The following is a 12,150-nucleotide window of genomic DNA, read 5'->3' as shown; positions in this document are numbered from 1 at the left end:
CCCACGTCCGTCGGTCCCTTCTCACGCGCCTGCAACAGTGGGTGCAACCGCTGCCGTCCGCCTGCGATTCCTGGGCCGTGCTAGCCGAGCACGATCGTTACGTCGATGTTGCCGCGCGTGGCGTTGGAGTACGGGCAGACCTGGTGGGCCGCGTCCACCAGCTTGGTCGCGAGGTCGGGGTCGAGGACCGGGAGGGAGACGCTCAGGGCGACCGCGATGCCGTAGCCGCGCTGCTTGTTGGGGCCGATGCCGACCTTCGCGGCGACCGTGGAGCCAGTGAGGTCGTAGCCGGCGCGGTTGCCTACGAGGATGAGCGCGTTGTGGAAGCAGGAGCTGAAACCGGCCGCGAACAGCTGCTCCGGGTTGGTGCCGTTGCCGTCGCCGCCCAGCACGGGGGGCATCGCGACCTTCAGGTCGAGGTGGCCGTCCTGGCTGGTGACATAGCCGTCCCGGCCGCCGTGCGCGGTGGCCTCGGCGACGTACATGATCTTCGTCGGGCGGGTGTCGGTGGCGACAGCGGTGTCGTCAGTCATGGCTGGGCCTTCCCCGGATCGGGTGTGCGCAAATACATCGTGCACAAGGTACTGGCCGGTAGTAAGTCGCTGTCGTCAGGGGGTAGTTACTGGGGGTAACTTATGGTCAGCGGGACCGCTCCGCCGCCGCCTCCGCCCGCCGGGCCAGTTGCCGCAGCTCCTCACGCAGTCTCACGACCTCAGCACCCTTGAGCCCGGTCGCCGCGAGCAACGCGCCGGGCACCCGGGCCGCGCGCTCCCGCAGTTCCTCCGCGCGTCCGGTGCACGCGATCAGCACCGAGCGCTCGTCGTGCGCCGCCCGTTCTCGGCGGACCAGACCCGCGCCCTCCAGCCGTTTCAGCAGGGGTGACATCGTGCCGTAGTCGAGACGCAGGGCCGACGCCAGCTCCTTGACCGTCGTCTCATCCCGCTCCCACAGCACCAGCAGCACCAGATACTGCGGATACGTCAGGCCCAGCTCGTCGAGGAGCGGGCGGTACGCGGCTGTCACCGTGCGCTGGGCGGCGTACAGCGCGAAGCACAACTGTTCGTCCAGCAGCAGCGAGCCCTCGGTCTCCTCGTTCGTCACGCGCCCATTGTCACGGACGGCCGGGAGTCGCGAACGCCCGGGCGTCAAGGATGACCGGGAGTCGCGGATGGCCGCGTGTCACGGACGGCCGGGCGTGGCCGCCACCGACCGTGGGTCGAAGCCGAAAGGCAGTTCCAGGCGGTGTGCGCGCATCAGGGCATCGTCGGCGAGCAGGCCGGCGGTTGGGCCGTCCGCGGCGATGACGCCGTCGCTGAGGATCAGGGCGCGCGGGCACAACTCCAGGGCGTACGGCAGATCATGCGTGACCATCAGGACGGTCACGTCCAGCGAGCGCAGGATGTCGGCCAGTTCACGGCGGGAGGCGGGGTCCAGGTTGGAGGACGGCTCGTCCAGGACCAGGATCTCCGGTTCCATCGCCAGCACCGTCGCCACGGCCACCCGGCGCCGCTGCCCGTAGGAGAGATGGTGCGGCGGCCGGTTCTCGAACCCGTCCATGCCGACCAGGGCCAGCGCCCGGCCCACCCGTTCCTCCAGCTCGGCGCCCCGGAGCCCGGCCGCCGCGGGGCCGAACGCCACGTCCTCCCGCACCGTGGGCATGAAGAGTTGGTCGTCCGGGTCCTGGAAGACGATGCCGACCCGGCGCCGGATCTCGGCCATGTGCTCCCGGCCCACCGGTAGCCCGGCCACCCTCACCGTGCCGGTACCGCCGGTCAGGATGCCGTTGAGGTGCAGCACGAGCGTCGTCTTGCCCGCGCCGTTCGGGCCGAGCAGCGCCACCCGTTCGCCGCGCGCGATCGAGAAGGCGACGCCGAAGAGGGCCTGGTGGCCGTCCGGGTAGGCGAAGGCGAGCCCGGAGACTTCCAGAGAAGGAGCAGAGGACGTGGGAGGAGGGGGAGGAGTCGCTGTCACGGGCCCCATCACAGCACCCACCCCAGCACGCAGACGACCAGGGCGGCGGACGGGAGGGCCAGTGCGTACGACCACTGAACCCGGGAGACGGTCACTTCGTCGATGACGGGCATCGAACCGGCGTAGCCGCGGCTGATCATGGCCAGGTGCACCCGCTCACCGCGTTCGTAGGAACGGATGAAGAGCGCGCCCGCCGACTTCGCCAGCACGCCCCAGTGCCTCAGGCCCCGCGCCTCGAAACCGCGGGACCGGCGGGCGACCGACATGCGCCGCATTTCGTCCGTGACGACATCGCCGTAGCGGATCATGAACGAGGCGATCTGCACCAGGAGCGGCGGCAGCCTCAGGCGCTGCAGGCCCAGCAGCAGCTCGCGCAGCTCGGTCGTGGCGGCGAGCAGGACGGAGGCGGCGACACCCAGGGTGCCCTTGGCCAGCACGTTCCAGGCACCCCACAGCCCGTTGACGCTCAGGGACAGACCGAGGACCTCGACCCGCTCGCCCTCCGCGACGAACGGCATGAGCACCGCGAAGGCGACGAACGGCACCTCGATCAGCAGCCGCCCCAGCAGGAACCCGGCCGGAACGCGGGCCGCGTACGCGACCAGGCCGAGCAGCACCGCGTAGGCCCCGAACGCCCACATCGCCTCGCGCGGGGTGGACACCACGACCACCACGAAAGCGAGGACCGCGGCGAGTTTGGTGTGCGGGGGCAGCGCGTGCACGGGGGAGTGCGCGTGCCGGTACAGCCGGTGGACGTGGCCGCTGCCCATGTCAGACGCTCATTATCAGCTGTTGCTGTTGCTGTTGCTGTTGCTGTTGCTGTCGGTGTTGCGGTTGGTGGTCGTGTGCGCGGGCGGGGCCGTTTCGGACGTCTCGCCCGAGCGCCGCCGACGGACCACCCGGAAGACCCCGGTGCCCGCGACGACCGTGACACCGACACCGATCACGCCCGCGAGGCCGCCGGAGAGCCGGGCGTCCTCGACGTTCTTGACGCCGTAGTCGGCGAGCGGGGAGTCGGCGGCGTCGTGCTCCTCGGCCTTCTCGTCGATGCCGTGGTCGGTGGCGACCTTCTCCAGGCCGTCCGGATAGCCGGAGGCGTAGAAGCTGACACCTCCGGCGAGGACCAGTGAGGCGACCAGACCGGTGATCCAGACCCTGCGCGGGGACCGGGCGGTCACCGGAACGGAGGACGGCTCGGGCTCCGGGGCGTCGACCAGTTCGCCGTTCACCCGCAGCTTGAGCCCCCGCTCCAGTCCGCGTGCCCCGTACACCAGGTCCGGGCGTACGGAGAGGACGGCGCCGACGGTCAGCGCCGTGATCACGGCCTCACCGAGCCCGATCAGCAGGTGCACGCCCACCATGGCGGCGGCGACCTTGCCGATCGGGACGTCGGCGGTGCCACCGATCGCGTAGAGCAGTGTGAAGGCGATCGCGGAGGCCGGGACGGAGACCAGGGCGGCGACGAAGGACGCGGCGGTCACCGAGCGGCGGGTACGCGGCAGCACCTTCACCAGCCCGCGGAACACGGCGTAAGCGACGACCGTCGTGACGATCGCCATGCAGATGATGTTCACGCCGATTGCGGTCAGGCCGCCGTCGGCGAAGAGGATCGCCTGCATCAGCAGGACGACGGAGACGCACAGGACCCCTGTGTAGGGGCCCACGAGTATCGCGGCGAGCGCACCGCCGAGCAGATGACCGCTGGTGCCTCCCGCGACCGGGAAGTTCAGCATCTGCACGGCGAAGACGAACGCCGCCACGAGGCCGGCCAGCGGTGCCGCCCGCTCGCTCCCGAGTTCGCGGCGTGCGCCGCGCAGGCTCACGGCTACGGCACCGGCGGCGACCACCGCGGCGGCGGCGGACACGGGGGCGGTGATGAATCCATCAGGGACATGCACTGTTCGATGATGCCCGCTCCTGCAACCCTGTCGCAAGAGCGAGGAGTTCGTCTTGGCGCACCCTTGACCGCGCTCACGTCCGCTCCCGCATCTGTGACCGCGCCCGTACGGAGAGTCGGATTTCGGAATCCGTGCGACATTGGAGGAAGGGTGGGTATACGGCTTTCGTACAGGTAGAGCACCGTAAGGGGCCACTCATGAACGTAGTCGAGCAGTACGCACGCGCCCAGATCGTCACGGACGCGGACGCCCCCCAGGCCATGGACCGGGGAGCGGTGCCGGTCAGGCTGAGCTACGACCCCGAGCGCGACCCCCGGATCGTGCGGGTGAGGCTGACCGGTACCCCCACCAGCGAGTGGACCCTGCCCCGTGACCTGCTCGAACATGGGCTGCGCACCCCCATGGACCGCGGTGACGTGCGGGTGTGGCCGTGCGGCCGGGTGCAGACGATCGTGGAGTTCCACTCGGCGCAGGGGGTGACGATGGTGCAGTTCGAGACGAAGGCCCTGACGCGGTTCCTGCGACGCATGTACGCGACCGCGGCAGCCACCGAACCGGTCCCGCACTGACGGACGGCCCCGCTGATCCCGGATCGGTCCGTGAGCGGTCCGTGAGCGGTCCCGGAGTGGTCCGGGATCGGTCCGGGAGTGGTCCGGGATCGGTCCCTGAGTGATCCCGGGGTCCCCGGATCAGTCGCCGAGCTTCAGCAGGCTCGCCACGATCGGGCCCGCCGTGGAGCCGCCGTGGCCGCCTGCCTGCACGACGCCCGCCGCCGCGAGGTCCCCGCGGTACGCGGTGAACCAGCCGTTGGGCTTCTTCTGCCCGTCGACCTCGGCCGAGCCGGTCTTCGCGCCCTTGTCGCCACTGACCCCGGCCATCGCCTTCGCCGCGGTGCCGCTGGTCGCCGTGTACGACATCAGCTGCCGCAACTGCGTCGCCGTCCCGGCCGACATGGTGCGCGAGGCGGTGGCCAGCTTCCGGCCGTCCACCTCCGGCGACACCAGGTACGGCTGGTGGAACTCTCCCGCCTTGACGGTCGCCGACACCGACGCCATGTTCAGCGGGTTCATCCGCACGCCGCCCTGTCCGATCAGGGAGGCGGCCATGGGGGCGTCCTTCTGCACCGGCACCGAGCCGTCGAAGGACGGGACGCCGATCTGCCAGTCGTCGCGTGAGAGCCCGAAGACCTGCTGGGCCTGCTTGGTCAGGTCGTCGTCCTTCAGCTCGGACGCCTGGCTGATGAAGGCGGTGTTGCAGGAGGCGCCGAAGCTGTCGCGGAAGGTGCCGCCCTTGATCTCGAACTTGTCGAGGTTCTGGAACTTCCAGCCGCCGTAGCTGGAGTACTTCGGACAAGGGTGCTTCTCGTCGATGGACGCGAGGTCCTTCTCGATCAGCAGCGAGGCGGTGAGGACCTTCATCGTCGAACCCGGGGCCAGTGAGCCCTGGAACGCGACGTTGAACCCGCGCGAGGAGTTCGCGGCGGCGAGGATCTCACCGGTCGACGCGCGCATCACCGCCACCGACGACTTGGCCTTCTTGGCCACCTGCTCCTCGGCCGCCGCCTGGAGGGCCGGGTCCAGTGTGGTCTTCACCGTGCCGGGGACGCCCTCGCTCAGCTCCAGCACGGTCTTGTCGGAGGCCTCCGCCTTCTTGGACGCCTCGCCGCGGACGACCCGCAGCTCGATGCCGGCCTTGCCGCCCGCCGTCTTCCCGTACTTCTCGCGCAGCCCGTCGAGGACCGGGCCCAGGGACGGGTAGGTCTTGGTGGTCAGCTCGCCGCCGTCCCGGTCCAGTGCCTTGATCGGCGGGGTGTCCGTCTCGCCCGTGACCAGTTTGTCGCCGTCCTTGAGGTCGGGGTGCACGACCGCGGGCTGCCACGCGACGCGCGGTTCGCCGTCCTCGTCCCGGCGTACGACGGTCAGCCTGCTGTCGTACGCCAGTGGCTCGGCGATCTCCTCGTACGCCACCGTGCCCTTGACGGAGAACGGGACCTCGGCGCCGGTGCGGGTGCCGGCGGTGAGGGCGACCTTCTCGACGCGGGCGTCCTTGGCGTAGCCGGTGAGCAGGGCGGTGGCCGCCTCGGGGTCGTCGGTGGCGTCGGCGGCCTCGCTCACCTTGCCCTGCTGCCAGGCGGTGAGGAAACGGTCGGCCGCGGCGGTGACCTCGGCGGCGGACAGCGGGCCGCTCTTGGCCTTGGCCTGCTGGGTGGCCGAGGTCCCGGTGTCGTCCCCGGTTCCGGACCCGCCCCCGAACAGCGCGTAGGCACCGAGTCCGGCGCCCCCGACGACGACGGCGATCACTCCGCCGAGCACGGCGGGGTTGGTCTTCCGTCGCTCGGCGACGCGCCTTCTGTTGCCCACTGCTGTTCGATCCTCCGCAAAGTCCGCCGAGCCGCCGGCCGTACCGTCATGCTGCCATGTAGTCATGTCGTCACATGGTCATACCGGACCGATGGGTGTCGATGTTCCCAGGCCGATGACGGCCCCCAGCCTAGAGTCCCGCCCTCCGCGCGTCGCGCTCAGCCGCCCGCTCGTAGCACATCTGCGACAATCGGACCGGCCGCGTCGCCGCCGTGGCCGCCCTGCTGGGTCATGGCCGCCGCCGCGACGTCGCCCCGGAAGCCGGTGAACCAGCTGTCGGAGGTGGCGTTGCCGTCGACCTCGGCGGAGCCGGTCTTCGCACCGATGTCGCCGCCGAGACCGGACATGGCCTGCGCGGCGGTGCCCTGGGTGGCCGTCAGACGCATCATCTGCTTCAACTGGCTCGCGGTGCCCGCCGGCAGACCCTTCGCCTGCGCCAGCTGCCGGCCGTCGAGCTCCGGGGAGACGAGGTACGGCTGGCGGAAGGTACCGGTGATGGCGGTGGCCGTCACCGACGCCATGTTCAGCGGGTTCATCTGCACCTGGCCCTGGCCGATGGCGTTCGCCGCGCGGTCCGGGCCGCTGACGGCGGGGACGCTGCCGTCGAAGGAGACGACGCCGGTCGCCCAGTCGTCCCGGCCGAGCCCGAACCGCTCCTGCGCCTCCTGGGTGAGCGAGCCATCGGTCAGCGGGTCCTCGTCGATGAGCTTGATGAAGGCCGTGTTGCAGGAACGCAGGAAGCTGTTGGCGAGGGTGGCGCCCTCGTTCGGCTCCATGCCGGTGATGTTCTCGAAGGTCTGGCTCTGCCAGGTCGCGGTGGACGGGCAGGGCGCCGGACCGTCCATCGAGGCCACGCCGTTGTCGATGAGCATGGCCGCGGTGATGATCTTCATGGTGGAGCCGGGGGCGACCCGGCCCTGGAACGCCGCGTCGAACCCGTCCTCGCGGTGGTTGGCCACGGCCAGCACCTCGCCGGTGCTCGGCTGTACGGCCACCACCGACGACTCGGCGAACTCCTTCACCGCCTTCTCGGCGGCCGCCTGCACGCTCGCGCTGAGCGTCGTCCGCAGCTTGCCGGGCTTGCCCTTCGCGAGCGTCACCAGCGTGGAGTCGGCGGCGCCCGCCCCGTCCGCGGAGCCGTCCGCGTGCCGGATGGCCAGCTCGATGCCGGGGGCGCCGCCCGCCTTGTCGCCGTACTTCTCGCGCAGGGTGTCCAGGATCGGGCCGAGCGAGGGGTACTTCTCCTCCGTCAGCACCGTGCCGTCCCGGCCCACGGCCTCGATCGGCGGCTGCGCGGCCTCCCCGGTGACGAGGGTGTCGCCGTCCTTGAGTTCCGGGTGGACGACGGACGGCTCCCAGTCGACCAGGGCCCGCCCGGTGGTCTGCCCACGCACGACGGTCAACTCGCTCTTGTAGGCGAGCGGTTCGGACTTCCCGTCGTACGAGACGGTCGCCTTCACACGGAACGGCACGGTGGTGCCGGTAGGCGTGCCGGGAGTGATCTCGACGTCGGCTATGCGGGCGTCCTCGCCGTAGGCCGCCAGCAGCGGGGCGGCGCTCTCGGCGTTGTTCGTGTACGACGCCGCCTGTTCCGCCTGCCCCTTCTCCCAGGCCGCGAAGAACGTCCCGCTCGCCTTCTCGACCTCCCCCTTGTCCGGCGGCCCGGACTTCTTCGTCACGGCCGCGTCCGAACCGCCGCCGCCCCCGTCGCCGTTCACCGCCGACACGATGTTGTAGACCCCGTACCCCGCCCCGCCCACCATCACCGCGAACACACCGCCGATGACGGCGGTCTTGACCCCCTTGCCCATCGGGCGCTTCCCCTCCCCCGCCGGACCCCCACGTCTTCTGAACGTGTTCAGAAAGTTCGGCGAGTGAGCACTCTACGCACAAGGAGTGACGGCAGGGGCGACTGTTTCCCTTTGTTGTCCGAAAGGAGATCGAGCCCGACCGTCACCCTCCACGACCGGCACAACCCTGAACAGTGGACGGGGAGTTCATGTCCTGGGGCGCCCAACGCGCTCCCGCCCCGTATCGCTTCCTCTCCTCAGCTCGGCTTCTCGCCGAGTGCCGCGCGCAGCCAGTCCAGCGAGCCGGTCGCAAGCATCGGCGTCGGCATCGATGTGGGAGTCGGCGAGCCCCTCGGCGGGTCAGGACCGGGGCGGGTGCGGGCCGGCGGTGCGGGTCAGGAGGTCGATGACCTGGAGGGCCCCGGTCACCTCGGTCTGGGCGGACCGGGGTCGATTCCTTGGGCGAGGGCCGCCGCGATCGCCGCGAAGTCGTCACCCCGGCCGTGTGCGAAGCCCAGGGCGGCGCCGAAGGGCTCATGACGGCCGGAGCGCTGCAGGCCGTCACCGATCTTCCAGGGCTCAGCCAGAACGAGGCCGGCCAGCTCGGGGAGGTACGCGTCGTCGAACCCGGCGCGGTACCGGTCGATGGTGTCGATGAGTGCGGGAACGCCCCAGGCGACGAACGTGAAGTCCTGCATCGCCGTGGACACCGTGACCTGGCGGGTGATGCCGGACGACGTGTTCCGGATCTTCTCGACGCATGGCAGGAACACACTGAACGTGCCCCGCACACGGTTGAAGGCGTGGGACCTGAACACGAGCCGGTGGTTCGTCAGGTGGAGACGACCGCCGATGGCCTCCTTCCCGCGCATCCCCACCGACCACATCAGTCCGTCGAAGGCGAACCGGGACAGTCCTGCCTCCCGGACGTCGATGACGGCGTTGGCGTTCTTGCGCCGGACGTGCCGTTCGCCGGGGAGCAGGTCCTCGGGATCCAACGGTGCCATGGCCACGGCTCCACCTCCGCGGCAAGCGTGTCAGACCCACGTGTCCAGCCACATCCGCGCCCGCCAGTCGTCGATCGGGATGGCGGTGCCGGTGTAGACGGGCCAGAAGTAGATGAAGTTCCAGACGATCAGGAGGGTCAGGACGCCCGCGGCCGTGGCGCCCGCCACGCGGCGGGTTTCGTCGGCGCGGGGTGGGCCGATGAGCGCGCCCAGGAGCATCGCCACCGCCAGGCACAGGAAGGGGAGGAAGACGACGGAGTAGAAGTAGAAGATCGTGCGCTCCTGGTAGAAGAACCAGGGCAGATAGCCGGCCACGATGCCGCAGGCGATGGCGCCCGCCCGCCAGTCGCGGCGGAAGAACCAGCGCCACAGGACGTAGAGGAGCGCGAAGCAGCCCACCCACCACAGCAGGGGCGTGCCCAGGGCCAGCACCTCGCGGGCGCACTTCTCGGCCGCGTCGGCCGGGCAGCCGTCCGTGCCGGGTGCCGGGGAGTCGTAGTCGAACGAGACCGGGCGGCCCGCGACGATCCAGCTCCACGGATTGGACTCGTAGGTGTGCGGCGAGGACAGGCCGACGTGGAACTCGTACACCTGGTTCTCGTAGTGCCAGAAGCTGCGCCACCCGTCGGGGAACAGCCACGACCAGGCGCTGTCCTTGCCGTCGGTCACGGCCCAGTCGCGGTAGTAACCGCCGCTGCCGTCGTCCGCGGAGAGGAACCAGCCGGTCCAGGAGGCGAGGTACGTCGCCAGGGCGACCGGCACCGTGGACAGGAACGCCCAGCCCAGGTCGCGCTTCACCACGGCCCGCACGGGGTGGTGGGCACCGGCGGTCCGGCGGGAGCCGACGTCCCAGAGCACCGCCATCACACAGAACGCGGCCATGATGTACAGGCCGTTCCACTTCGTGGCGAACGCCAGGCCCAGCATCAGCCCCGCCGCCAGCCGCCACGGCCGCAGGCCCAGCCGCGCGGACTCGGCGATGTGCGCGTCCGGCAGGGTCCTGCCGTCGGTGCCCACGGGCAACGCGGCCGCGAGCTTCTCCCGCGCCCGGTCCCGGTCGACGACCAGACAGCCGAAGGCCGCCACCACGAAGAACATCAGCACCCCGTCGAGCAGCGCGGTGCGGCTCATCACGAAGTGCAGGCCGTCCACCGCCATCAGCGCGCCCGCCAGGCAGCCGAGGAACGTCGAGCGGAACAGGCGCCGGCCGATCCGGCACAGCATCAGGACCGAGAGCGTGCCCAGCAGGGCCGTCATGAACCGCCAGCCGAACGGGTCGAACCCGAACATCAGCTCGCCCAGCCCGATGACGTACTTCCCGACCGGCGGATGCACCACGTACGCCGCTTCGATCGGGACGGAGACGTCACCGCCGGAGGAGAGGATCTGCTTGTCCGCGGCCTTGTCCCAGTTGACCTCGAAGCCGCGCCGGACCAGCGCCCACGCGTCCTTCGCGTAGTACGTCTCGTCGAATATCACCTTTTTGGGGCTGCCCAGGTTCCAGAAGCGCAGGACCCCCGCCAGCAGTGTGACCAGCAGCGGACCGCCCCAGCCCGACCAGCGTGTGATCCGCTCGCCGAGCGTCGGCGGCACCCCGAGCGCCGTCCACAGTCTGCCGGCCGGCTTCGTGTACGGCGGGACCAAGCGGTCGCGGACGTCGCCCCCGGGCCTCACCGTGTAGCCGAAACGGCGGAGCCGCTGCTGCCACGACGGTTGCTGGTCCTGTGGCGGCTGTTCCTGCCGGGTGTCCGTGGAGGACGCGGTACTCGTCACCGCGCCATCGTAGGGAATGGCCCTGTGGGAGTCCCGCGCATGGGAGGTATGGGCCCGGTATGCCCCAGGTGTGACCGGCCGCGGGGGCCGTGGGGGCGGGTATGCCCCAGGTGCGACCGGCCGCGGGCGCGTGCCGTTCTTGAGGGGGCGCCGGTGCTGGGAGGATGAGGGCGTGACCGGAATCCTCGTACTCGCAGGCACCCCCATCGGCGACGTCTCCGACGCACCGCCCCGGCTCGCCGAGGAGCTGGCCGGCGCCGACGTCGTCGCCGCCGAGGACACCCGGCGGCTGCGGCGGCTGACCCAGGCGCTCGGCGTCACGCCCAAGGGACGGGTGGTCTCCTACTTCGAGGGCAACGAGTCCGCCCGTACGCCCGAACTGGTCGAGGAACTGGCGGGCGGCGCCCGTGTTCTGCTGGTCACGGACGCAGGCATGCCCTCCGTGTCCGACCCCGGATACCGGCTGGTCGCCGCCGCCGTCGAGCGGGACATCAAGGTCACCGCCGTGCCCGGACCGTCCGCCGTGCTCACCGCGCTCGCCCTGTCCGGGCTCCCCGTCGACCGGTTCTGCTTCGAGGGGTTCCTGCCCCGCAAGGCCGGGGAACGGCTGGGGCGGCTGCGGGAGGTCGCCAAGGAGCGGCGCACCCTCGTCTACTTCGAGTCCCCGCACCGGCTCGACGCCACGCTCGCCGCGATGGCCGAGGTGTTCGGCACCGGACGCCGCGCCGCCGTCTGCCGTGAGCTGACCAAGACGTACGAGGAGGTCAGGCGCGGCCCGCTGGCCGAGCTGGCCGCGTGGGCGGCCGAGGGCGTACGCGGGGAGATCACCGTCGTCGTCGAGGGCGCCCCGGACCACGGGCCCGAGGAAGTGGACGCCGCCGAGCTGGTACGCCGGGTACGGGTGCGCGAGGAGGCGGGGGAGCGGCGCAAGGAGGCCATCGTGGCGGTCGCCGTGGAGGCGGGAGTGCCCAAGCGGGAGGTCTTCGACGCCGTGGTGGCGGCGAAACGCTCGGAGGGGTGAACGGGGCCGGGCAGCGGGGGCGGACGGGGCCGGGTGGCGCCGTCGGCGGTCGGCTTCGCCGTGGGCCGACGGTGGTGTGAGGGGCCGGGCGCGCCCACGCGGCGGAGTCGTGGAGCCGCGGATCGACACGGTCCCGCGCCCCTTCGGGGCGCGTAGGGCAGGCATGGGTAAAGAGCCCGGGTGGTATCGGCAAGGGAACGCCCAAATCGGCACCAAATAGCTCGTCGGACCCGGTGCGTTTCCGCTCGCGGAGGAGTCCACTGGAAGCGAGGAACGGGGCGGGAACGCTCCGTTGCCTCCAGGTATGTCCGTGGACCGTCCGTGGACCGA

The 12,150-nt window shown here is 70.9% G+C and carries 11 protein-coding genes; 2 read left to right on the top strand and 9 right to left on the bottom strand.

Translation table 11 applies throughout. The features are described from left to right. Window positions 1-80 precede the first annotated feature (80 nt). From V4Y04_RS15080 to V4Y04_RS15060, 5 genes are all read right to left on the bottom strand, one after another. Window positions 81-533 carry an organic hydroperoxide resistance protein gene (locus V4Y04_RS15080; protein WP_332428402.1) on the bottom strand — a complete coding sequence of 151 codons (453 nt, stop codon included), beginning with the start codon at window positions 531-533 and terminating at the stop codon, window positions 81-83. A gap of 106 nt (window positions 534-639) precedes the next feature. Continuing rightward, complete coding sequence (locus V4Y04_RS15075) at window positions 640-1,101, bottom strand: MarR family winged helix-turn-helix transcriptional regulator (RefSeq protein WP_332428401.1); 462 nt, start codon at window positions 1,099-1,101, stop codon at window positions 640-642. A gap of 78 nt (window positions 1,102-1,179) precedes the next feature. Then, complete coding sequence (locus V4Y04_RS15070; RefSeq protein WP_332428400.1) at window positions 1,180-1,980, bottom strand: energy-coupling factor ABC transporter ATP-binding protein; 801 nt, start codon at window positions 1,978-1,980, stop codon at window positions 1,180-1,182. Next, entirely contained in the window at window positions 1,980-2,741 is a 762-nt protein-coding gene (gene cbiQ, locus V4Y04_RS15065) for a cobalt ECF transporter T component CbiQ (RefSeq protein WP_332428399.1), read from the bottom strand. The genes V4Y04_RS15070 and cbiQ overlap by 1 nt, the downstream gene beginning before the upstream one ends. 15 nt (window positions 2,742-2,756) lie before the next feature. After that, on the bottom strand, window positions 2,757-3,869 hold the full coding sequence (locus V4Y04_RS15060) for an energy-coupling factor ABC transporter permease (RefSeq protein ID WP_332428398.1): 1,113 nt from the start codon (window positions 3,867-3,869) through the stop codon (window positions 2,757-2,759). A gap of 197 nt (window positions 3,870-4,066) precedes the next feature. Between V4Y04_RS15060 and V4Y04_RS15055 the strand changes: the two genes are divergently transcribed. Next, complete coding sequence (locus V4Y04_RS15055) at window positions 4,067-4,438, top strand: SsgA family sporulation/cell division regulator (protein WP_332428396.1); 372 nt, start codon at window positions 4,067-4,069, stop codon at window positions 4,436-4,438. Between the two features lie 120 nt (window positions 4,439-4,558). Here V4Y04_RS15055 and V4Y04_RS15050 read toward each other — a convergent pair whose 3' ends face one another. From V4Y04_RS15050 to V4Y04_RS15035, 4 genes are all read right to left on the bottom strand, one after another. Continuing rightward, entirely contained in the window at window positions 4,559-6,229 is a 1,671-nt protein-coding gene (locus V4Y04_RS15050) for a penicillin-binding transpeptidase domain-containing protein (protein ID WP_332428394.1), read from the bottom strand. A gap of 158 nt (window positions 6,230-6,387) precedes the next feature. Continuing rightward, a complete protein-coding gene (locus V4Y04_RS15045; protein ID WP_332428392.1) occupies window positions 6,388-8,040 on the bottom strand; it encodes a penicillin-binding transpeptidase domain-containing protein in 1,653 nt (550 codons plus the stop codon). 404 nt (window positions 8,041-8,444) lie between these two features. Continuing rightward, window positions 8,445-9,026 carry a hypothetical protein gene (locus V4Y04_RS15040; RefSeq protein WP_332428390.1) on the bottom strand — a complete coding sequence of 194 codons (582 nt, stop codon included), beginning with the start codon at window positions 9,024-9,026 and terminating at the stop codon, window positions 8,445-8,447. Window positions 9,027-9,056: 30 nt separating this feature from the next. Then, complete coding sequence (locus V4Y04_RS15035; RefSeq protein ID WP_332428389.1) at window positions 9,057-10,799, bottom strand: dolichyl-phosphate-mannose--protein mannosyltransferase; 1,743 nt, start codon at window positions 10,797-10,799, stop codon at window positions 9,057-9,059. A gap of 172 nt (window positions 10,800-10,971) precedes the next feature. Between V4Y04_RS15035 and rsmI the strand changes: the two genes are divergently transcribed. Then, window positions 10,972-11,820: a 16S rRNA (cytidine(1402)-2'-O)-methyltransferase gene (gene rsmI / locus V4Y04_RS15030; RefSeq protein ID WP_332428388.1), complete on the top strand. Its 849-nt coding sequence runs from the start codon at window positions 10,972-10,974 to the stop codon at window positions 11,818-11,820. The last annotated feature ends 330 nt before the right edge of the window (window positions 11,821-12,150 follow it).

Source organism: Streptomyces sp. P9-A2 (assembly GCF_036634175.1).
GTDB classification, from domain to species: Bacteria; Actinomycetota; Actinomycetes; order Streptomycetales; family Streptomycetaceae; genus Streptomyces; species Streptomyces pratens.
The sequence above is the reverse complement of the archived record's forward strand: the minus strand, read 5'-3'. Positions and strand labels throughout refer to the sequence as shown.